This is a genomic window from Streptococcus mitis (assembly GCF_047463435.1).
In the GTDB taxonomy this organism is placed as follows: Bacteria; Bacillota; Bacilli; order Lactobacillales; family Streptococcaceae; genus Streptococcus; species Streptococcus mitis_DS.
Window position 1 is genome coordinate 91,221 of the sequence record NZ_JASHDW010000005.1, and the last position, 20,963, is coordinate 112,183.

Annotated in this window: 28 protein-coding genes; 25 read left to right on the plus strand and 3 right to left on the minus strand. The window is 40.3% G+C overall.

Annotated elements, in window-relative coordinates; all coding sequences use genetic code 11:
- Positions 1-33: 33 nt before the first annotated feature.
- The 6 genes from QM843_RS04340 to dnaJ all read left to right on the plus strand — a co-directional run bounded on the left by QM843_RS04340 (position 34) and on the right by dnaJ (position 6,611).
- Positions 34-546 carry a DUF2812 domain-containing protein gene (locus tag QM843_RS04340; RefSeq protein ID WP_070526504.1) on the plus strand — a complete coding sequence of 171 codons (513 nt, stop codon included), beginning with the start codon at positions 34-36 and terminating at the stop codon, positions 544-546.
- A gap of 160 nt (positions 547-706) precedes the next feature.
- Positions 707-1,741 (plus strand): heat-inducible transcriptional repressor HrcA, encoded by a 1,035-nt coding sequence (hrcA, locus tag QM843_RS04345; RefSeq protein ID WP_000255759.1) that lies wholly within the window; start codon positions 707-709, stop codon positions 1,739-1,741.
- A 26-nt stretch (positions 1,742-1,767) separates the two neighbouring features.
- On the plus strand, positions 1,768-2,292 hold the full coding sequence (gene grpE / locus QM843_RS04350) for a nucleotide exchange factor GrpE (RefSeq protein WP_000046038.1): 525 nt from the start codon (positions 1,768-1,770) through the stop codon (positions 2,290-2,292).
- A 252-nt stretch (positions 2,293-2,544) separates the two neighbouring features.
- The gene (gene dnaK / locus QM843_RS04355; RefSeq protein WP_000034661.1) at positions 2,545-4,368 is read left to right on the plus strand and encodes a molecular chaperone DnaK; all 1,824 of its coding nucleotides are present in this window, start codon (positions 2,545-2,547) and stop codon (positions 4,366-4,368) included.
- Positions 4,369-4,531: 163 nt separating this feature from the next.
- Entirely contained in the window at positions 4,532-5,164 is a 633-nt protein-coding gene (locus tag QM843_RS04360; RefSeq protein ID WP_414304563.1) for a DJ-1/PfpI family protein, read from the plus strand.
- A 310-nt stretch (positions 5,165-5,474) separates the two neighbouring features.
- Positions 5,475-6,611, plus strand: a complete 1,137-nt coding sequence (gene dnaJ, locus QM843_RS04365; RefSeq protein WP_001066308.1) for a molecular chaperone DnaJ — start codon at positions 5,475-5,477, stop codon at positions 6,609-6,611.
- A 430-nt stretch (positions 6,612-7,041) separates the two neighbouring features.
- Here dnaJ and QM843_RS04370 read toward each other — a convergent pair whose 3' ends face one another.
- Together QM843_RS04370 and QM843_RS04375 are read right to left on the minus strand one after the other, a co-directional pair.
- Complete coding sequence (locus QM843_RS04370; RefSeq protein ID WP_120770564.1) at positions 7,042-7,329, minus strand: hypothetical protein; 288 nt, start codon at positions 7,327-7,329, stop codon at positions 7,042-7,044.
- A 9-nt stretch (positions 7,330-7,338) separates the two neighbouring features.
- Positions 7,339-7,749 (minus strand): HIT family protein, encoded by a 411-nt coding sequence (locus tag QM843_RS04375; protein ID WP_001278317.1) that lies wholly within the window; start codon positions 7,747-7,749, stop codon positions 7,339-7,341.
- A gap of 67 nt (positions 7,750-7,816) precedes the next feature.
- On the opposite strand from QM843_RS04375, the gene QM843_RS04380 reads away from it, so the two are divergent.
- Together QM843_RS04380 and QM843_RS04385 are read left to right on the plus strand one after the other, a co-directional pair.
- On the plus strand, positions 7,817-8,548 hold the full coding sequence (locus QM843_RS04380) for an ABC transporter ATP-binding protein (protein ID WP_261017828.1): 732 nt from the start codon (positions 7,817-7,819) through the stop codon (positions 8,546-8,548).
- Positions 8,545-9,594, plus strand: coding sequence for an ABC transporter permease (locus QM843_RS04385; RefSeq protein WP_414300960.1), 1,050 nt, complete (start codon positions 8,545-8,547; stop codon positions 9,592-9,594). Before QM843_RS04380 ends, QM843_RS04385 begins: the two co-directional genes overlap by 4 nt.
- Before the next feature lie 62 nt (positions 9,595-9,656).
- On the opposite strand, the gene QM843_RS04390 is transcribed toward QM843_RS04385, so the two are convergent.
- The gene (locus QM843_RS04390; protein ID WP_004261043.1) at positions 9,657-9,986 is read right to left on the minus strand and encodes a hypothetical protein; all 330 of its coding nucleotides are present in this window, start codon (positions 9,984-9,986) and stop codon (positions 9,657-9,659) included.
- Between the two features lie 295 nt (positions 9,987-10,281).
- Here QM843_RS04390 and QM843_RS04395 point away from each other — a divergent pair, with 295 nt between their 5' ends.
- From QM843_RS04395 to QM843_RS04475, 17 genes are all read left to right on the plus strand, one after another.
- Complete coding sequence (locus QM843_RS04395) at positions 10,282-11,019, plus strand: response regulator transcription factor (RefSeq protein WP_414304564.1); 738 nt, start codon at positions 10,282-10,284, stop codon at positions 11,017-11,019.
- 13 nt (positions 11,020-11,032) lie between these two features.
- Complete coding sequence (locus QM843_RS04400; RefSeq protein WP_414304565.1) at positions 11,033-12,382, plus strand: GHKL domain-containing protein; 1,350 nt, start codon at positions 11,033-11,035, stop codon at positions 12,380-12,382.
- 89 nt (positions 12,383-12,471) lie between these two features.
- Entirely contained in the window at positions 12,472-12,828 is a 357-nt protein-coding gene (locus QM843_RS04405) for a hypothetical protein (RefSeq protein ID WP_414304566.1), read from the plus strand.
- A 290-nt stretch (positions 12,829-13,118) separates the two neighbouring features.
- The gene (locus tag QM843_RS04410) at positions 13,119-13,238 is read left to right on the plus strand and encodes a PncF family bacteriocin immunity protein (protein ID WP_004269601.1); all 120 of its coding nucleotides are present in this window, start codon (positions 13,119-13,121) and stop codon (positions 13,236-13,238) included.
- Positions 13,239-13,519: 281 nt separating this feature from the next.
- Entirely contained in the window at positions 13,520-13,684 is a 165-nt protein-coding gene (locus QM843_RS04415; protein ID WP_201058771.1) for a hypothetical protein, read from the plus strand.
- Positions 13,681-14,085 carry an immunity protein gene (locus tag QM843_RS04420; protein ID WP_414304567.1) on the plus strand — a complete coding sequence of 135 codons (405 nt, stop codon included), beginning with the start codon at positions 13,681-13,683 and terminating at the stop codon, positions 14,083-14,085. The genes QM843_RS04415 and QM843_RS04420 overlap by 4 nt, the downstream gene beginning before the upstream one ends.
- Before the next feature lie 82 nt (positions 14,086-14,167).
- Positions 14,168-14,551, plus strand: a complete 384-nt coding sequence (locus tag QM843_RS04425) for an immunity protein (RefSeq protein WP_261203398.1) — start codon at positions 14,168-14,170, stop codon at positions 14,549-14,551.
- 51 nt (positions 14,552-14,602) lie between these two features.
- Positions 14,603-15,292: a CPBP family intramembrane glutamic endopeptidase gene (locus QM843_RS04430; protein WP_261203397.1), complete on the plus strand. Its 690-nt coding sequence runs from the start codon at positions 14,603-14,605 to the stop codon at positions 15,290-15,292.
- A 41-nt stretch (positions 15,293-15,333) separates the two neighbouring features.
- Positions 15,334-15,582 (plus strand): immunity protein BlpZ, encoded by a 249-nt coding sequence (blpZ, locus tag QM843_RS04435; RefSeq protein ID WP_261203396.1) that lies wholly within the window; start codon positions 15,334-15,336, stop codon positions 15,580-15,582.
- A 30-nt stretch (positions 15,583-15,612) separates the two neighbouring features.
- The gene (locus QM843_RS04440; RefSeq protein ID WP_261203395.1) at positions 15,613-16,224 is read left to right on the plus strand and encodes a CPBP family intramembrane glutamic endopeptidase; all 612 of its coding nucleotides are present in this window, start codon (positions 15,613-15,615) and stop codon (positions 16,222-16,224) included.
- Between the two features lie 137 nt (positions 16,225-16,361).
- A complete protein-coding gene (locus QM843_RS04445) occupies positions 16,362-16,973 on the plus strand; it encodes a CPBP family intramembrane glutamic endopeptidase (RefSeq protein ID WP_153210461.1) in 612 nt (203 codons plus the stop codon).
- Positions 16,974-17,133: 160 nt separating this feature from the next.
- Positions 17,134-17,928 (plus strand): cell cycle regulator CcrZ, encoded by a 795-nt coding sequence (gene ccrZ / locus QM843_RS04450; protein WP_000363005.1) that lies wholly within the window; start codon positions 17,134-17,136, stop codon positions 17,926-17,928.
- The gene (trmB, locus tag QM843_RS04455) at positions 17,925-18,560 is read left to right on the plus strand and encodes a tRNA (guanosine(46)-N7)-methyltransferase TrmB (RefSeq protein ID WP_004261085.1); all 636 of its coding nucleotides are present in this window, start codon (positions 17,925-17,927) and stop codon (positions 18,558-18,560) included. Before ccrZ ends, trmB begins: the two co-directional genes overlap by 4 nt.
- Positions 18,561-18,686: 126 nt before the next feature.
- The gene (gene rimP, locus QM843_RS04460) at positions 18,687-19,166 is read left to right on the plus strand and encodes a ribosome maturation factor RimP (RefSeq protein ID WP_080977204.1); all 480 of its coding nucleotides are present in this window, start codon (positions 18,687-18,689) and stop codon (positions 19,164-19,166) included.
- A gap of 43 nt (positions 19,167-19,209) precedes the next feature.
- Positions 19,210-20,346 (plus strand): transcription termination factor NusA, encoded by a 1,137-nt coding sequence (nusA, locus tag QM843_RS04465; protein WP_000032285.1) that lies wholly within the window; start codon positions 19,210-19,212, stop codon positions 20,344-20,346.
- A 21-nt stretch (positions 20,347-20,367) separates the two neighbouring features.
- A complete protein-coding gene (rnpM, locus tag QM843_RS04470) occupies positions 20,368-20,661 on the plus strand; it encodes an RNase P modulator RnpM (RefSeq protein WP_000857567.1) in 294 nt (97 codons plus the stop codon).
- Positions 20,654-20,953 carry a YlxQ-related RNA-binding protein gene (locus tag QM843_RS04475; protein ID WP_020902199.1) on the plus strand — a complete coding sequence of 100 codons (300 nt, stop codon included), beginning with the start codon at positions 20,654-20,656 and terminating at the stop codon, positions 20,951-20,953. The genes rnpM and QM843_RS04475 overlap by 8 nt, the downstream gene beginning before the upstream one ends.
- Positions 20,954-20,963 lie beyond the last annotated feature (10 nt).

A 20,963-nucleotide genomic window follows, 5' to 3' on the forward strand; every position in this document is an offset into this window, starting at 1 on the left:
AGGGTAGGTATGCTCAAAATTGGAGGGGAAGTCATGATAAATAAAAAGCAATTTCGGATTTTCACCATTGTTGATTTGGACAAGGAAGAAGAATATTTACATGAGATGCATTTGAAAGGTTGGAAGTATAGAACGAGTCGTTTTGGTTTTTTCTATTTTGACCAATGTCAACCAGACGATGTCATCTACTGTATCTATGATTCTAGATTTCTTAAAAAGTATAAGTATGAACTGCAAGATTTTAGAAATAGAGGTTGGGAATTGATAGGAGCAGGTTCTTGTTCGATTCTTCGTAAATCGTCTTCTAATTTACTTCCAGAAGATAAAGTCTATATGAGTAAGGGGCTCAGATGGGAAGTTATGCGAAATAGACTTCGTTCATGTACAGTTGCTTTCTCAGGCGGTCTTGTTGTTTGTATGAGTTCGTTTAGAGAAGATCTTTCTATGTCTTTCTTCATTATTTTTGTTTTATATGCTCTTATGATTTCTTATCTAATCTATGGTTTTTTTAGACTTAAAAGGGCATACCGAGTAGATAAACAGTAAGGTTCTAGGTCGTTAGACTGATTTTTAGCACTCTTTTAACAAGAGTGCTAATTTTTTGAGTTTTTGTCTTGACATTCTCTTTTAAGGGTGTATAATAGAATCATGAGTTAGCACTTGAGTGTATCGAGTGCTAATCGATCAGACAGAGAGGAGTGATGAGATGGTTACAGAGCGTCAGCAGGATATTCTAAATCTGATTATTGACATCTTTACCAAAACGCACGAACCTGTCGGATCCAAAGCCTTGCAAGAGTCTATTAACTCTAGCAGTGCAACTATTCGTAATGACATGGCGGCTCTAGAAAAGCAAGGTTTGCTTGAGAAGGCTCATACTTCAAGTGGTCGGATGCCAAGTGTTGCTGGTTTTCAGTACTATGTAAAACACTCACTGGATTTTGACCGACTGGCTGAAAATGAGGTTTATGAGATTGTCAAAGCCTTTGATCAGGAATTCTTCAAATTGGAGGATATTCTGCAAGAGGCTGCTAACCTGCTGACAGACTTGAGTGGCTGTACGGTAGTAGCACTGGATGTTGAGCCGAGCAGGCAACGTTTGACAGCCTTTGATATAGTTGTTTTGGGGCAACATACAGCCTTGGCAGTATTTACCCTAGACGAGTCTCGAACGGTTACCAGTCAGTTTCTGATTCCAAGGAACTTTTTGCAGGAGGATTTGCTGAAGCTGAAGAGCATCATTCAGGAACGTTTCCTCGGCCACACCGTTCTAGATATTCACTACAAGATTCGGACGGAGATTCCGCAGATTATCCAGCGTTACTTTACAACAACGGACAATGTTATCGATCTCTTTGAACATATCTTTAAAGAAATGTTCAACGAAAACATTGTGGTGGCGGGCAAAGTCAATCTCTTGAATTTTGCCAATCTGGCAGCTTATCAGTTCTTTGACCAACCGCAAAAGGTGGCTCTGGAGATTCGTGAGGGTCTGCGTGAAGATCAGATGCAAAACGTTCGTGTTGCAGACAGTCAAGAGTCCTGTCTAGCCGACCTAGCGGTGATTAGTAGCAAGTTCCTCATTCCTTATCGGGGAGTTGGAATTCTAGCCATTATCGGTCCAGTTAATCTGGATTATCAGCAATTAATCAACCAAGTCAATGTAGTCAATCGTGTTTTGACCATGAAGTTGACAGATTTTTACCGCTACCTCAGCAGTAATCATTACGAAGTACATTAAGATTGAAATCATTAAAGGAGGCGAAAATGGCCCAAGATATAAAAAATGAAGAAGTAGAAGAAGTTCAAGAAGAGGAAGTTGTGGAAACGGTAGAAGAAACAACTCCTGAGAAGTCTGAACTGGACTTGGCAAATGAACGTGCAGATGAGTTCGAAAATAAATATCTTCGCGCTCATGCAGAAATGCAAAATATCCAACGCCGTGCCAATGAAGAGCGTCAAAATTTGCAACGTTATCGTAGCCAGGACTTGGCAAAAGCGATTCTCCCTTCTTTGGACAACCTTGAGCGTGCACTCGCAGTTGAAGGTTTGACAGATGATGTGAAGAAGGGCTTGGAAATGGTGCAAGAAAGCTTGATTCACGCTTTGAAAGAAGAAGGAATCGAAGAAATCGCAGCTGACGGTGAATTTGACCATAACTATCATATGGCCATCCAAACTCTTCCAGCAGACGATGAACACCCAGCAGATACCATCGCTCAAGTTTTCCAAAAAGGCTACAAACTCCATGACCGCATCCTACGCCCAGCTATGGTAGTGGTGTACAACTAGGCTAGAGAACTTAAAAAACTTGTCCGAAACGACAATAAACTATGAAGAAAGATAAAATATATTTGGCTTTGCAATAGTGAGCGAAGCGAACCAAAGACGATACTCTTCGCCGTGGCGCTATTTGCGCAAACTTTTAGACCTTAGGCTCAAAGTTTAGTCAAAGAGATTGACGAAGTCAAGCTCTGACGGCGCCGCCACTTAAGAAGAGTATCAAAAAGAAAAATAGAATATAAAATTTAAGGAGAAAAACACATGTCTAAAATTATCGGTATTGACTTAGGTACAACAAACTCAGCAGTTGCAGTTCTTGAAGGAACTGAAAGCAAAATCATCGCAAACCCAGAAGGAAACCGTACAACTCCATCTGTAGTCTCATTCAAAAACGGTGAAATCATCGTTGGTGATGCTGCAAAACGTCAAGCAGTTACAAATCCAGATACAGTTATCTCTATCAAATCTAAAATGGGAACTTCTGAAAAAGTTTCTGCTAACGGAAAAGAATACACTCCACAAGAAATCTCAGCTATGATTCTTCAATACTTGAAAGGTTATGCTGAAGACTACCTTGGTGAAAAAGTAACCAAAGCAGTTATCACAGTTCCTGCTTACTTCAACGACGCTCAACGTCAAGCCACAAAAGACGCTGGTAAAATCGCTGGTCTTGAAGTAGAACGTATCGTCAACGAACCAACTGCAGCAGCTCTTGCTTATGGTTTGGACAAGACTGACAAAGAAGAAAAAATCTTGGTATTTGACCTTGGTGGTGGTACATTCGACGTCTCTATCCTTGAATTGGGTGACGGTGTCTTCGACGTATTGTCAACTGCAGGGGACAACAAACTCGGTGGTGATGACTTTGACCAAAAAATTATCGACCACTTGGTAGCAGAATTCAAGAAAGAAAACGGTATTGACTTGTCTACTGACAAGATGGCAATGCAACGTTTGAAAGATGCAGCTGAAAAAGCGAAGAAAGACCTTTCTGGTGTAACTTCAACTCAAATCAGCTTGCCATTTATCACTGCTGGTGAAGCTGGACCTCTTCACTTGGAAATGACTTTGACTCGTGCAAAATTTGACGATTTGACTCGTGACCTTGTAGAACGTACAAAAGTTCCAGTTCGTCAAGCCCTTTCTGATGCAGGTTTGAGCTTGTCAGAAATCGACGAAGTTATCCTTGTTGGTGGTTCAACTCGTATCCCTGCCGTTGTTGAAGCTGTTAAGGCTGAAACTGGTAAAGAACCAAACAAATCAGTAAACCCTGATGAAGTAGTTGCTATGGGTGCTGCCATCCAAGGTGGTGTGATTACTGGTGATGTTAAAGACGTTGTCCTTCTTGACGTAACACCATTGTCACTTGGTATCGAAACAATGGGTGGAGTATTTACAAAACTTATCGATCGCAACACTACTATTCCAACATCTAAATCACAAGTCTTCTCAACTGCAGCAGACAACCAACCAGCCGTTGATATCCACGTTCTTCAAGGTGAACGCCCAATGGCAGCAGATAACAAGACTCTTGGACGCTTCCAATTGACAGATATTCCAGCTGCACCTCGTGGAATTCCTCAAATCGAAGTAACTTTCGACATCGACAAGAATGGTATCGTGTCTGTTAAGGCCAAAGATCTTGGAACTCAAAAAGAACAAACTATTGTGATACAATCAAACTCAGGTTTGACTGACGAAGAAATCGACCGCATGATGAAAGATGCAGAAGCTAACGCTGAAGCAGATAAGAAACGTAAGGAAGAAGTTGACCTTCGTAACGAAGTAGACCAAGCAATCTTTGCGACTGAAAAGACAATCAAGGAAACTGAAGGCAAAGGCTTCGACGCAGAACGTGACGCTGCCCAAGCTGCCCTTGATGACCTTAAGAAAGCGCAAGAAGACAATAACTTGGACGACATGAAAGCAAAACTTGAAGCATTGAACGAAAAAGCTCAAGGCCTTGCTGTTAAACTCTACGAACAAGCTGCAGCAGCGCAACAAGCTCAAGCAGGAGCAGAAGGGGCGCAAGCAACAGGAAACGCAGGCGATGACGTCGTAGACGGAGAGTTTACGGAAAAATAAAATAGTCCAGTGGACTATTTTATCCCGAACTTGAAAATCGGGGAGCGAGGTCGTTAAGAATGACTAATCACTAAGGTGCTTTGTCTAAATGTAGTAATGATAAAAAGAAATCCAGAGGTTGCAACCCAGCCTCTGTTTTTCGATAAGGTAGAGGATGTTGCGTATGAAAAAAGTACTTTGTATCATTTATCCTAATTTTTCTCTTTATGAGATAACTGCTTTAACAAGTACTTTAGCTCTGTCTTTTGATATCATGATTGATTATGTAGCTTCTGAGAATTCGATGGTGGTCTCTGAGGATGGTTTGTCCTGTCAACCGACGAAAACATTGGATCAGATCCGTATAGAAGATTATTCTTGTGTGATTTTGCCAGGAATGGTAAATATAGGTCCTGCTCTACAAGATGAGAGATTGATCTCGTTTTTGAGAAGTCTTAATGAGCAAGATATCCTAATTGCAGCCATTTCTTCAGCGCCTCTTTTATTGGCGAAAGCAGGTTTATTGAACGATACGAAATTTACAGGTGGGATTTGGCAAAACTTCTTTGACTATTTTGAATTTCTTCCTCGGGAAAATTTCAAAGCAAAAGCTGTCCTGCAAGATAAAAATATCATTACTGCTATTGGCTTTGCACATCTAGAGTTTGCAAGAAAAGTGATTCTTGGTCTAAGTTTGGCAGAAAATACTGACAACTATTTTAAAGAACAGAACGAATATTCAGAAGAGAATTTGATTTTTACCTTATCGGACAAAGAGTTTGATGAAGTGAAGCAGAGTATAGAAAACAGCCTCTAAAGATTTACATGAAAATTATAGAAAGGAACAAAGGTGTTCGGGGAATTGTAGCCGAGCTCTGAAGTTTCTTACTCAATATGAAAGAAAGGAATTGAACCTGACCTAAATCGAGGTTTGATTCAAAATATCAATAGAAAGGAACAAAGAGTGTTCGTAACTGAACACATTTTCCGAAATTTCTAACTCAATATAAAGGAAAGGAATTGAACCCGACCTAAATTCTCGGAAAAAAGATAAATCTGTCTAGGAGCATCGCTCCAGCGTCAGATTTCCTATTTTTCAGTCGAATTTTACGGTCTTGGTATCTTGTATGAACAATACTGAATTTTATGATCGTCTGGGGGTGTCAAAAAACGCTTCGGCAGACGAAATCAAAAAGGCTTATCGTAAGCTTTCGAAAAAATACCACCCAGATATCAACAAGGAGCCTGGTGCTGAGGAAAAGTACAAGGAAGTTCAGGAAGCCTATGAGACTTTGAGTGACGACCAAAAACGTGCTGCCTATGATCAATATGGTGCGGCTGGAGCCAACGGTGGCTTTGGTGGAGCTGGTGGTTTCGGCGGTTTCGATGGGGCAGGAGGCTTCGGTGGTTTCGAAGATATCTTCTCAAGTTTCTTCGGCGGAGGCGGTGCTTCACGCAATCCAAATGCTCCTCGTCAGGGGGATGACCTCCAATACCGTGTGAATTTGACCTTTGAAGAAGCTATTTTTGGAGCTGAAAAAGAGGTTAAGTACAATCGTGAAGCAAGCTGTAGTACATGTAATGGCTCAGGTGCTAAACCAGGAACAAGTCCAGTCACTTGTGGACGCTGTCATGGTGCTGGTGTCATTAACGTCGATACGCAGACTCCGCTTGGTATGATGCGTCGTCAAGTAACCTGTGATGTCTGTCATGGTCGCGGAAAAGAAATCAAAGATCCATGTACAACATGTCACGGAACAGGTCATGAAAAACAAGCCCATAGCGTACATGTCAAAATTCCTGCTGGTGTGGAAACTGGTCAACAAATTCGCCTAGCTGGTCAAGGTGAAGCTGGATTTAACGGTGGACCTTATGGTGACTTGTATGTAGTGGTTTCTGTGGAAGCCAGCGACAAGTTTGAACGTGAAGGAACGACTATCTTCTACAATCTCAACCTCAACTTTGTCCAAGCAGCTCTTGGTGACACAGTTGATATCCCAACTGTTCATGGTGATGTTGAATTGGTTATCCCAGAGGGAACTCAGACTGGTAAGAAATTCCGTCTACGCGGCAAGGGAGCTCCAAGTCTTCGTGGTGGTGCAGTTGGTGACCAATATGTTACTGTTAATGTCGTGACTCCGACAGGCTTGAACGACCGCCAAAAAGCAGCCTTGAAAGAATTTGCTGCGGCAGGTGATTTGAAAGTCAATCCAAAGAAAAAAGGCTTCTTTGACCATATTAAAGATGCCTTTGAAGGAGAATAAAAGTAAAAAGAGCCGTTGGGCTCTTTTTGTTTATAGATTTTTTAAGACTTTCCTTAAGTGATGACGGACGGTAGCGACCTTCTTCGAAGTTCCATACCTAAACTTTGAGCCTAGGTCTCAAAGTTTCCGAACACCTGAAACCAAGTTGTTTCAGGTGTTTTCATTACGGCGGAAAGTCTTTGATTTAGTTATGAAACGGTGAATAATACTCTTCAAAAATCTCTTCAAACCACGTCAGCGTCGGTTTGTCGTATATATGTTACTGACTTTGTCAGTTCTATCCACAACCTCAAAACGGTGTTTTGAGCAGCTTGTGCCTAGCTTTCTAGTTTGCTCTTTGATTTTTATTGAGTATGAGTTGCCTAAATTATGATGTATAGTTGATGGGATATAACTTGTTTATCTTTTAAAAAAGAACCGTCGGGCTCTTTTACTTATCTTCAGTTTCCTGTATTTCTTTGATCACAGCTAGTCTAGTCTGGATATCCTTTTCCAAGACCTTAAATTTGTAAGTCAGGTCTTCTTGGTATTCCTTGATGAGTTCTTTTTGCTGGTCAATGATTTGTAGGCTGTTTTGGATAATATCTACATCATCCTTGATAGCTTGAACGCGGTCAGTGGTATTCAAGACTTCATCTGTGATGGTTTGGCGATTTTTTGTGACCAGATAACTTCCGGCTGCAGCTCCTGCAAATAGCAGTAGATTGGATAATTTCATGGCAACTCCTTAGGCGTTTTTGATGGTTTCAGCGACTTGAGCAAGTTTGTCAAAGTCTGGTTCGTGGGCGATAAAATCAATCTTGAGGTCATCGTCCGCACTGTAGCGAGGTACGAGGTGAACGTGGGTATGAAAGACGGTTTGCCCTGCGATTTCTTCACAGTTGGCAATGATATTCATACCAGCAGCCTTGGTAGCTTTCATGACTTTTTGAGCTACTTTTGGTACTTGGGCAAAGAGTTGGCTGGCGCTAGTAGCATCCATTTCTAAAAGATTGCGATAGTGTTCCTTTGGCACGACCAAGGTGTGTCCTGGTGTCACTTGAGAGATATCAAGAAAGGCAAGAACCTGCTCATCTTCATATACTTTTGAAGCAGGAATTTCCCCTGCAATGATTTTACAAAAAATGCAATCTGACATAAAATCTACCTCTACTGTATTGAATTTTGATATAATATAGCTACATTATACCAGATTTGGAGAAAATATGTTAGAAATTAAAAACCTGACAGGTGGCTATGTTCATGTTCCTGTCTTGAAAGATGTGTCCTTTGCTGTTGAAAGTGGGCAGCTGGTCGGTCTGATTGGTCTCAATGGTGCTGGAAAATCGACGACAATCAATGAGATTATCGGTCTGTTGACACCTTATAGTGGCTCCATCAATATAAATGGCCTGACCCTGCAAGAAGACGCGACTAACTACCGTAAGCAAATTGGCTACATTCCTGAGACACCTAGCCTGTATGAGGAGTTAACCCTCAGAGAGCATATCGAAACGGTTGCCATGGCTTATGGTATTGAGCAGAAAGTGGCTTTTGAGAGAGTGGAGCCTTTGTTAAAAATGTTCCGTCTGGATCAGAAATTGGACTGGTTCCCTGTTCATTTTTCAAAAGGGATGAAACAGAAGGTCATGATTATCTGTGCTTTTGTGGTGGATCCAAGTCTTTTCATCGTGGATGAGCCTTTCCTTGGTCTTGATCCGCTGGCTATTGCAGACTTGATTCAGCTTTTGGAAGTGGAAAAGCAAAAAGGCAAGTCTATTCTCATGAGTACCCACGTGCTGGATTCGGCTGAGAAGATGTGTGATGCCTTTGTCATTCTCCACAAGGGAGAGGTGCGCGCCAAGGGAAATCTCCTGCAACTACGCGAAGCCTTTGACATGCCTGAGGCTAGTCTGAATGATATTTACTTGGCTCTGACCAAAGAGGAGGAGCTATGAAAGACTTGTTTTTAAAGAGAAAGCAGGCTTTTCGTAAGGAGTGTGTCGGTTATCTGCGCTATGTTCTCAATGATCACTTTGTCTTGTTCCTGCTTGTCCTGCTAGGCTTTCTAGCCTACCAGTACAGTCAACTCTTACAAGATTTTCCTGAAAACCATTGGCCTATCCTTTTGTTTGTAGGAATTACGTCTGTTTTACTGTTGCTTTGGGGAGGAATTGCCACCTATATGGAGGCTCCAGACAAGCTCTTTCTCTTGGTTGGAGAAGAGGAAATCAAGTTTCATATCAAGCGTCAAACTGGCATTTCCCTAGTCTTTTGGCTCTTTGTACAGACCCTTTTCTTGCTGTTATTTGCGCCCTTATTTTTAGCAATGGGTTATGGCTTGCCTGTTTTTCTGGTCTATGTGCTTTTATTGGGAGTAGGTAAATATTTCCTCTTTCGTCAAAAGGCCAGCAAATTTTTCACTGAAACTGGACTAGACTGGGATTATGTCATTTCCCAAGAAAGCAAGCGCAAGCAAGTCTTGCTTCGTTTCTTTGCCCTCTTTACGCAGGTCAAGGGAATTTCAAACAGCGTCAAGCGTCGTGCCTATCTGGACTTTATCCTAAAGGCTGTTCAGAAGGTGCCTGGGAAGATTTGGCAAAATCTCTATCTGCGTTCTTATCTGCGAAATGGAGACCTCTTTGCGCTCAGTCTCCGTCTTCTCTTGCTTTCTTTGTTGGCGCAGGTCTTTATCGAGCAAGCTTGGATTGCGACAGCAGTGGTAGTTCTCTTTAACTACCTCTTGCTCTTCCAGTTGCTGGCCCTCTATCATGCCTTTGACTACCAGTATTTGACCCAACTTTTTCCACTGGACAAGGGGCAAAAGGAAAAAGGCTTGCAGGCGGTAGTCCGAGGATTGACCAGTTTGGTCTTAGTAGTGGAATTAGTTGTTGGATTGATTACCTTCCAAGAAAAACTAGCCCTTCTAGCCTTACTGGGAGCTGGTTTGGTTTTACAAGTCTTGTATTTGCCTTATCAGGTCAAACGTCAGATGCAGGACTAACATTGCCTGTATGACACTAAAAAAGAAGTTGAGTTCAGTTTGTCTCAGCTTCTTTTTAGTTACTATAGGATAATGGTTGGTCCGTAGAGACTCAACTTGGTCTTGACCTGGTCAAAGTGGAAGCGGTCATAGGCCCGCCAAGCGGCGCGAGTAGGAGCATCTGGATCAAGAGCGCTGAGTCCCATGAGAAGACTGGAAGTCTGGTAAAATTTTTCCAGTTCAATCAAGACTCGATTATCCACAGTCTCAGCCTTGGCTAGAAAACCAAGAATAGAGTTTAATTGCTCTTGAAAGCGGACGTCGTCAGCAGTTGCCTGTTTGCATGCTTGATAGGCTTTGTTTAAGTCAGTAATCAAAGTCTGAGCTCTTTTGATAGGGTCTGTATCTGTCATGAGAATTCCTCCTTTAATCTGGGTGCTAGTCTTGTTTCTAGCAACCGTGTTTTGATACTGTCAGTTTATCACTTTTATCTCCTTTTTCACCATAAAATCTTTAATTGCCCTTGAAATTTCCTGAATGGTACTGTTAAGATTTTATGATAAAATAGTTGTAAGATTATCATGCTTATTTGAGTAACAAGATACCTTTCAGGAGCTTTGAAGGCCTGTTTAAGATTTGGTGGGCTTGTGTCAGAGTATTTTTGCTATTCTCTTTTTAGGAAGAAATTGAAACAAGGGGAGTAAGAAGATGAGAATATTTGTTTTAGAAGATGATTTTTCCCAACAGACTAGGATTGAAACGACGATTGAAAAACTTTTGAAGGAACATCATATCACTCCGAGTTCTTTTGAAGTTTTTGGTAAGCCAGATCAACTGCTGGCAGAGGTGCATGAGAAGGGGGCGCATCAGCTATTCTTTTTGGATATTGAGATTCGAAATGAGGAGATGAAAGGCCTAGAGGTGGCTAGAAAGATTCGGGATCGGGATCCTTATGCCCTAATCGTCTTTGTGACGACTCACTCAGAGTTTATGCCCCTGTCCTTTCGCTACCAAGTGTCTGCTTTGGACTACATTGATAAGGCCCTTTCGGCAGAGGAGTTTGAATCTCGAATCGAGACAGCCCTTCTCTATGCCAATAGTCAAGACAGTAAAAGTCTGGCGGAAGATTGCTTTTACTTTAAATCAAAATTTGCTCAATTCCAGTATCCCTTTAAAGAGGTTGACTATATCGAAACGTCCCCAAGACCCCATCGTGTTATTCTCTATACCAAGACGGACAGGCTGGAATTTACGGCGAGTTTAGAGGAGGTTCTCAAGCAGGAGCCTCGTCTTTTGCAGTGCCATCGCTCTTTTCTAGTCAATCCAACTAATGTAGTTCGTTTGGATAAGAAAGAAAAACTCCTTTTCTTTCCTAATGGTGGAAGCTGTCTAATCGCGCGTTATAAGGTCAGGGAAGTATCTGAGGCTATCACTAACTTACACTAAGTGAGGTAATGTAATGGAAATAGTTTGGAAGATAGTATATACATTTTTGATAGTTGGATTGGAATTGTTTATATTTTTTAAGGTGGATGGAATTGTTCTAACTCTGGAGAGATTTTTTAAAGCTTTTCTTTTTAAGTTACTTTTAGCAGTCGTTTTTGTAACGATTAACTATATAGTAGGAAATACTTACCTATCTTATTTTACGGAACCCTTGTACGGTATAGGCTTGTCTTTCTTATTGTTAAGAGGGCTTCCTAAAAAACTCCTTTTCTTTTATGGTCTCTTTCCAATGATATTGGTGAATCTCTTTTATAGAGGTATTTCTTATTTTGTGCTTCCATTTTTGGGACAAGAGCAAGTACATGATGATTACTCTTTGATTTGGTTGTGTATAATAATTTTCAATTTCTTCATTTCTCTAGCCTTTTTGAAATGGTTAGACTATGATTTCACTAACTTGAGAAGGGAGATTCTAGATAAAGCTTTTCAAAAGTCCCTTACTAAGATTAACTGGATAATGGGGGCTTACTATTTGGTGATACAAAATCTGTCTTACTTTGAATATGAACAGGGGATTCAATCAAAGACTGTTCGCCATCTCATCCTAGTCTTTTACTTGCTCTTTTTTATGGGAATTATTAAGAAATTGGATACCTATTTGAAGGACAAACTCCATGAGAGATTGGACCAAGAACAGGCCTTGCGCTACAGAGATATAGAGCGATATAGTCGGCATATAGAGGAGCTTTACAAAGAAGTACGGAGCTTTCGTCATGATTATACCAACCTCTTGACCAGCTTACGTCTGGGCATTGAAGAGGAGGATATGGAGCAGATAAAAGAGGTCTACGACTCGGTCTTAAAAGATTCCAGTGAAAAATTGCAGGATAATAAATATGACCTTGGTCGATTGGTGAATATTCGGGACCGTGCCCTCAAAAGTCTTCTGGCAGGGAAATTTTTAAAAGCTAGGAATAAGAAGATTATCTTTAATATCGAAGTTCCAGAGGAGATTCAGGTCGAGGGGATGAGCCTGCTTGATTTTCTAACCATTGTGTCTATCCTTTGTGACAACGCTATTGAAGCCAGTGTAGAAGCTAGTCAACCTCATGTTTCAATTGCTTTTTTAAAAAATGGAGCACAGGAGACCTTTATCATTGAAAACTCCATCAAAGAAGAGAGCATCGATATTTCTGAAATCTTCTTCTTTGGAGCAAGTTCTAAAGGGGAGGAGAGAGGAGTTGGTCTTTATACCGTCATGAAAATTGTGGAAAGTCATCCCAATACCAGCCTGAATACCACCTGTCAAAATCAAGTTTTTCGTCAGATTTTAACGATTCACTTGATGTCAGTTGATGATTAGAAGATTTGTGAAAAAATTGGCAGAAGTTAACAGATAAAGTTTTGTCTTTATCCAGTTTGATTTTTACCAGAGTATCTGAGGTATATTAAATGAATAAGAAATCCTTTTTTATCATCTGTTCTACGTTGATTATATCATCGAATCTTCTCATGTTTTCCGTGGTGAACAAGGGAGAAGAAACAGGGAGCAATCTGTTTGTGATTGCTATAGCCTGTGTTTTACTACCAGCCTTTTTATATGCGGTTGAAAATCAACTGACTTCATTTGTAAGAGTAGAATCAATACTCCTGATTCAGTTGACAGTTATATCCCTACTCCGTCTTATCAACAGAATAGGGGGTACGCCTGAAATCCTCAACATTATCATTACCCTTATCGCTTTGGCAAGTGGGACAGCTGCTATCCTTGTTGCGATCATGAGAATATATGAGAACATACGGAAGTGAGGGTGAGTAGTTTTCTATTTTTTATTTTCACATTGTCAAGTTCCCCCAGAGCAAGTATGTTTTCCATGCTTGCTTTTTAAATTTTTTAACAATTCAAGATGTTTTGATGACCATTTATGATTTGGATGGAAAACTTTAAAAAATAGTAGTATACTAACCTTATTAAGGTTGCAATAGGACGAAAATAAAAATAGTATTCCTCGTGAATGCAAAAACAATGTTACCATTGCCTATTATGCTTGCTTAAAGGCTTGAGCCTGTAAGTAGAGGAACTGTACTTGGAGGTAATTATGGATTTCAAAAGTTTTCTTATTGTTTTTGTTGTTGGCATGTTTGTTTCTTTTATTACTTCTTTAATTAGGGAAAAATTTTTAAAATCTCCAAAGAAGAATAAAGATAGATCTAATTAGATGAAAAGATTTTTTATCGCTAGTTTAATCTACAGTGGAGTTTCTTTAATATTGTTTCGCCTGTCAAAATGATATGTGATAGCAGGATAAAAAATCTACAAATTAAGTTGGTATCAATACGGTGTAAAGGGCAAGTATGTTTTTCATGCTTGCTTTTTTAAATTTCTTACAATTCAAGATGTTTTGATGACCATTTACGATTTGAGTGATCCAAGGTCAAAACGAGTGCTATACTAACAGTATAAAGGTTCTTGCTCAACAAAGATTCAGGAGGAAATCTTATGAAGAAAAAAATACTTGTCATTTTCATCTTGTATCTAATCATGTCCATCTTTCTATATCCGCTTAGGGAGAGTGCTTGGTATCAGCTATTTTATACCATAGCCTATGTGATTGCAGTGATGATCTATTTTGCTTTAATGAAAAAGAAAGGAGCAAAGAAATGAAAACTTTTCTTGCTAAAAAACGGAACATCTTTCTTGCAAGATTGTTCCTAGGTCAGTTGCCCTTACTTGTCTCCACTTATCTATTTCTATCTCGTCAGTTTTTAAATTTTTCCTTGGTTTTCCAATTTCTTTTAGTGGTTATTAATTTGGCTTCTATTTTGGTTACTGTTTACCTCACTAGGGAAATGAGGACAAGAGAGTTTGAAGATGATGATTTGGTTAGTCCTAGAACCAATCAACTCATGTATATTGGCTTGACAGGCTTTATGTCTATTATCTGTTTGTATAGAGGTATCACAGCAGGAGAATCCTACCAACAACTAATCGCCTATATTGGTGCTATTCTCTGCTTGCTTATCATGCTTTTGCTCATTTGGGGTTTGAAGTATTATAAAAAGTAGTTTGCCTTCCTCTTCTGACAGAATTTTTGATTAGAAGGTTTTATTAAACCGTTCGTGAAATAAATGAATGGAGGTATTTAATATGAAATACAGATTATTTCTTGTTATTTTCTTGAGTAGTATGTTGAATATTCTTTTAGGGACATTTTTACAAATCTCTAATGTGTCGATTGGGTGGCTTGTTCTCTACAGTGGCTTGTTTGAAGCAGGCGTTTTCCTTCTTGCTAATAAAGGGGTGGCGGTAAAAATCAAGGAAGTAGACATTCAAAACCGCTTTAAATTTATTTTTGGAAAAACGGTATGGTTTCAAATTCTTTTGCTCATCTTTTTGATGGTCAAACTGTATCTTGGTTTGGATGTGAGGTTGATTTTATTCTATGGCCATATTTTCATTGTCTTTAATGCCTTAATGTATCTATTATCTAGTAGTCAGGTCAGTCTTAAAAAGAACAAACTGTCTTCTTAATCTTGCAGTAGTAGAGCCTGGTAAGGGTAGATCATAGTAGGGAGGAATTCTATGAAAAAACACCCTATTCTTTTCAAAACGAGTGCCATTCTTTCTTATTTGTTTCTGTTTTTCGGATTGTTTTGGACAACCCAATTTTGGAGAAATTATTGGGAGTTCTCGTCTTGGGTAGGAAATCTTATCTGGATTCGAAACATCATCAGCCTTCTCTTTATCGGCTTGATGATTTGGATTTTAGTCAGGTCGGGTCATGCTTATCTCTTTCGTATCCCTAGGAAAAAGTGGTTGAGCTATTCTGTTCTGACGGTGTTAGCAGCCATTGTGCTTATCTGCTTTAACTATCTGACAGCTAAACACGTTCAGGGGACCAATGAAGGTTGGAATTTGTTTATTGCCTATAGTGAGACAAATTTTGCGGAGTTTGGTGTTTATCTGACCTTAATCGTACTAGGACCTCTGATGGAAGAATTGGTATGTAGGGGATTGCTTCAACATGCCTTCTTTAAGAATTCGAGGTGGGGGCTGGATCTTCTCTTTCCGTCATTCTTATTTGCCTTGCCCCACTTTTCTAGCTTACCAACTCTTGCAGATATTTTTGTCTATACGGCAGTGGGCTGTCTATTTGCCTGGCTGACACGTTATACGAAGAGTATCTATCCTTCTTATTCGATTCATATTGTTAATAATATCATCGCAAACTTACCATTTTTGCTCACTTTTCTACATAGGGTCTTGGGGTAAAAAACCAAAAGACTTGCTTTTCATCCATAGAGGAGGTCATCATGTATAAACACTTATTTTTCCTAGATTCAAAAACCTTAGACTGGTTGACACCCTATATTCTAGACTTGGCTTCTGACACCATTGCCTTCAATGTTTTTGTGCTAACCTTTGTATCTGTTGTGGTCTTTTATTTCCTAAATCCCATGCTATCTTTAATAGCTATCTTCTTAGGGGGTGTTTATGTGATCGTATTTTGGATACTCAAATGGTTTGTTTTGGAAAGGTTAGAGCTTAAGGATGACGTGTAGGGAAGTCTGTTTGGTGGGGAGGATAGTTTTATGGCCATTTTCAATAAATGTCATGCCTTGTTTTTGGGATTTTTAGTATTTGCAATCGTTGGTGCAGCGGGATATTCCGTCAATCAAGGGGATTATTTTCAACACCAGTACACATTCATTGCTGTAAAGAGTCTCTTGCTTTTCCTTAGTTTTGGCTATGCGAAATGGTTTGATATGATTTCTTTGGGGATGTTAAGCAGGAAACAACTTTTGCTGTTCATTGGAATCTTTCTTCTCACTGTGCTGGTAAGTATTAGCTATCATGCCTTTTTCTCAGTTGTTTCTGGTGCTTCGGTTCAACATCTTGAGGAAGCTAGTAAAGGACTTTCGCTTTCCTTTATTGTTAGTGCTACAGTTTTGGCACCTATCCAGGAGGAATTCATGTTTAGAGGGCTTCTTCAGGGGGCTGTATTTGAAAATTCTTGGCTAGGGCTTGTGCTGACATCCTCTCTCTTTTCTTTCATACATGAACCTTATGATATTCCTTCGTTTTGCTATTATCTTTTCGGGGGCTTGTTGCTGGGCTTTGCTTATAAAAAGAGCCAAAATCTATGGGTCTCCACTTTAGTCCATATGTTTTACAACAGTTTGCCACTCTTAACTTATATTTAATGAAAATCAAAGAGCAAACTAGTAGCAGGCTGTACTGGAGTACAACAAGGCGACGTTAGTATAAAATGGTTTGTTTTGGAAAGACTAGACTAAAAGATGACTTGTAGGGAAGTTTGTTTCGTGAAGGGGATAATTTTATGGAGTTTTTTGATAAATTTCATGCCTTTTGTTTTGGATTTTTAGTATTACTAATCGTCATTACAGTTCCTTATACGATTAACCATGGGGATTTTTTTCAAAATGAATCTGCATTGATTATTGTAAGTCTTCTAGTAACCTCTCTGAGTATTGCTTATGCTAGAAAGTTTGAAATGATTTCTTTTGGGATGTTAAGCAAGAAAGAACTTTTGCTTTTCGTTGCAATCTTTCTTCTAAGTGTACTTGAGACGCTGGTTTACATTCATTTCTTCGCTGTTTCTTCTGACGCAGGAGTTCAACACTTGGCGGAAGTCAGCAGAGGAATTTCTCTGTCTTTGATTTTGACTTCCTCAGTTTTTGGACCCATCCAGGAGGAACTCATTTTCAGAGGCCTTCTTCAAGGTGCGGTTTTTGACAATTCTTGGTTAGGGATTGTACTGACTTCCTCTCTCTTTTCTTTTATGCATGGACCTTCTAATGTCCCTTCGTTTATTTTTTATCTACTTGGGGGCTTGTTACTGGGCTTTGCTTATAAAAAGAGCCAAAACCTATGGGTTTCTACTCTAGTTCACATGTTTTACAATGCTTGGCCACTCTTATATTATTTATAAAAATCACGAAAAGGTAAGCAGAAGACGGTGCTTGCCTTTTTCTTTCTATAATGATACCCAAGCCAATCCAGAGGCTTTTCTTTGAGAATCGGGTTAGAGCGGTTGACGAATAAGCCAAAAACTAGTAGAATAGTAAGGAAACTTTATACGGAGGAAAGAAATGGATTTGGGTGATAATGAGCTAACACTGACTCCCATACCTGGGAAAAGTGGCAAGGCTTATATGGGTAGCTATCCTGATGGGAAGCGCATCTTTGTAAAAATGAACACCTCTCCAATCCTACCTGGTCTAGCTAGAGAACAAATTGCTCCACAATTATTATGGAGTCGCCGTTTGGCAGATGGGCGTGATATGTGTGCTCAAGAATGGTTGACAGGCAAAATATTGACCCCCTATGATATGAATCGTAAGCAAATCGTCAATATTTTAACCCGTCTTCATCGCTCACGTCCGTTGATGACACAGTTGAGTCGGTTGGGATATGCCATGGAAACACCTGTAGATTTACTACAGTCTTGGCAGGAAACTGCTCCAGATGCTTTGCGTAAAAATCATTTTATCAGTGAAGTGATGGCTGATTTACGTCAGACTATTCCAGGATTTAGAGAGGACTATGCGACCATTGTCCATGGAGATGTACGACATAGTAATTGGATTGAGACAGATAGTGGCTTGATTTATTTGGTAGATTGGGATTCGGTTCGCTTGACCGACCGCATGTTTGATGTGGCCCATATGCTCTGCCATTATATTCCAGAACATCAGTGGAAGGAATGGTTGACCTACTACGGTTACAAGTACAATCAAACGGTATTAAATAAATTGTATTGGTACGGTCAATTGTCTTATTTGAGCCAGATTTCCAAGTATTATATGAACCAAGATTTAGAAAATGTCAATCGGGAGATCCATGGCTTGCGTCACTTCCGAGACAAGTATGGAAAGAGAAGATGAGAGTTAGAAATCGTAAAGGGGCGACAGAATTACTAGAGGCAAATCCCCAGTATGTGGTCCTCAATCCCTTGGAAGCCAAGGGAAAATGGCGGGACTTGTTTGGCAATGATAATCCCATTCATGTGGAAGTTGGAAGTGGAAAGGGTGCCTTTGTTTCAGGTATGGCCAAGCAAAACCCTGACATCAACTATATCGGGATTGATATTCAAAAGTCTGTTTTGAGCTACGCTTTGGACAAGGTGCTTGAAGTTGGAGTACCTAACATCAAGCTCTTGTGGGTAGATGGTTCTGACTTGACTGACTACTTTGAAGACGGTGAGATTGATTGTTTGTATCTGAACTTTTCAGATCCTTGGCCTAAAAAACGCCATGAAAAGCGTCGTTTGACCTACAAGACCTTCTTGGATACCTTCAAACGTATCTTGCCTGAAAATGGAGAAATTCATTTCAAGACGGATAACCGTGGCTTGTTTGAGTACAGTTTAGTGAGCTTTTCTCAGTATGGCATGAAGCTCAATGGTGTCTGGCTAGATTTACATGCCAGTGATTTTGAAGGCAATGTCATGACAGAATACGAGCAAAAATTCTCCAACAAGGGTCAAGTTATCTACCGAGTTGAGGCAGAATTTTAAGAATTAGCCTGAAATCAGGCAGTATGAGTGCTTTTGCTTTACATAAGTTGGCAAATGTGCTATACTAAGAGTAAGAATATGAGAAAGAGAGGCGGGGAAATATCTTCGCCTCTTGCTTATGAGGAGGTGGACGCAATCGCAACAATCGTAGAATTAGTCAGAGAAGTTGTAGAACCTGTCATAGAAGCGCCTTTCGAACTCGTGGATATCGAGTATGGAAAGATTGGCAGTGACATGATTCTCAGTATTTTTGTAGATAAACCTGAAGGAATTACCTTGAACGACACGGCAGACTTGACAGAAATTATCAGTCCTGTCCTAGACACCATCAAGCCAGATCCCTTCCCAGAACAATATTTCCTAGAAATCACCAGTCCAGGCTTGGAACGTCCTTTAAAAACCAAGGATGCCGTCGCTGGAGCGGTTGGGAAATACATCCATGTCGGGCTCTACCAAGCCATCGATAAGCAAAAGGTCTTTGAAGGAACCTTGTTGGCCTTCGAAGAGGACGAGTTGATCATGGAATATATGGACAAGACGCGTAAGAAAACGGTCCAAATTCCATACAGTTTAGTATCAAAAGCACGTTTAGCAGTTAAATTATAGAAAAAGAAAGGATAGCTTTTGAGGATTCAAAAGTGAAGAAAACATGAGTAAAGAAATGCTAGAGGCCTTCCGCATTTTGGAAGAAGACAAGGGAATCAAAAAAGAAGATATCATCGACGCAGTAGTAGAGTCGCTTCGTTCCGCTTATCGCAGACGCTATGGTCAATCAGACAGCGTAGCTATTGACTTTAACGAAAAAACAGGTGACTTTACAGTTTATACTGTCCGTGAAGTTGTTGATGAAGTATTTGATAGCCGTTTGGAAATCAGCTTGAAAGACGCTCTTGCCATTAATTCAGCCTATGAACTTGGTGACAAAATCAAGTTTGAAGAAGCACCTGCTGAGTTTGGTCGTGTAGCAGCTCAATCTGCCAAACAAACCATCATGGAAAAAATGCGCAAGCAAACACGTGCCATCACTTACAATACTTACAAAGAACATGAGCAAGAAATCATGTCTGGTACAGTAGAACGCTTTGACAACCGCTTTATCTATGTCAATCTCGGTAGCATCGAAGCCCAATTGTCAAAACAAGACCAAATTCCTGGTGAAGTTTTTGCTTCTCATGATCGTATCGAAGTGTATGTCTACAAGGTTGAAGACAACCCTCGCGGTGTCAACGTCTTTGTTAGCCGTAGCCATCCAGAAATGATCAAACGCTTGATGGAGCAAGAAATTCCAGAAGTTTATGATGGAACTGTTGAAATCATGAGCGTGGCTCGAGAAGCTGGTGACCGTACTAAGGTTGCCGTTCGTAGCCATAATCCAAACGTAGACGCTATCGGTACAATCGTTGGACGCGGCGGAGCGAATATCAAGAAGATTACTAGCAAGTTCCACCCAGCACGTTACGATGCCAAGAGCGACCGTATGGTGCCAATCGAAGAAAACATAGACGTTATCGAGTGGGTAGCAGATCCAGCTGAATTTATCTACAATGCCATCGCTCCTGCTGAAGTTGACCAAGTTATCTTTGACGAAAACGACAGCAAACGTGCCTTGGTGGTTGTTCCTGATAACAAGCTTTCTCTTGCCATCGGTCGTCGTGGGCAAAACGTTCGCTTGGCAGCTCACTTGACTGGTTACCGTATCGATATCAAGTCTGCTAGCGAATTTGAAGCCATGGAAGAAGCTGGTTCGGTAGATTTGGAAGCAGAAAACGATACTGTAGAAGAATAAAAGCTGCTAGAGGAGGGAAAGATGAAAACGAGAAAAATCCCTTTGCGCAAGTCTGTTGTGTCCAATGAAGTGATTGATAAGCGTGATTTGCTCCGCATTGTCAAGAACAAGGAAGGACAAGTCTTTATCGATCCGACAGGCAAGGCCAATGGCCGTGGCGCTTATATCAAGCTAGACAATAAAGAAGCCCTAGAGGCGAAAAAGAAGAAGGTCTTTAACCGTAGCTTTGACATGGAAGTAGAAGAAAGCTTTTATGACGAGTTGATTGCTTATGTGGATCATAAAGTAAAAAGAAGAGAGTTAGGACTTGAATAAGCAAAAGATAAGCAATCTCTTGGGACTTGCTCAGCGAGCAGGGCGAATCATATCGGGTGAGGAATTGGTCGTCAAGGCCATTCAAGATGGCAAGGCCAAGTTGGTCTTTCTAGCCTATGATGCAGGACCCAATCTGACCAAGAAGATTCAAGATAAAAGTCATTATTATCAAGTAGAAATTGTAACCGTGTTTTCAACACTGGAATTAAGCATAGCAGTCGGGAAATCGAGAAAGGTTTTGGCTGTAACAGATGCTGGATTTACAAAGAAAATGAGGTCTCTTATGGAATAGAAGAGGAGGA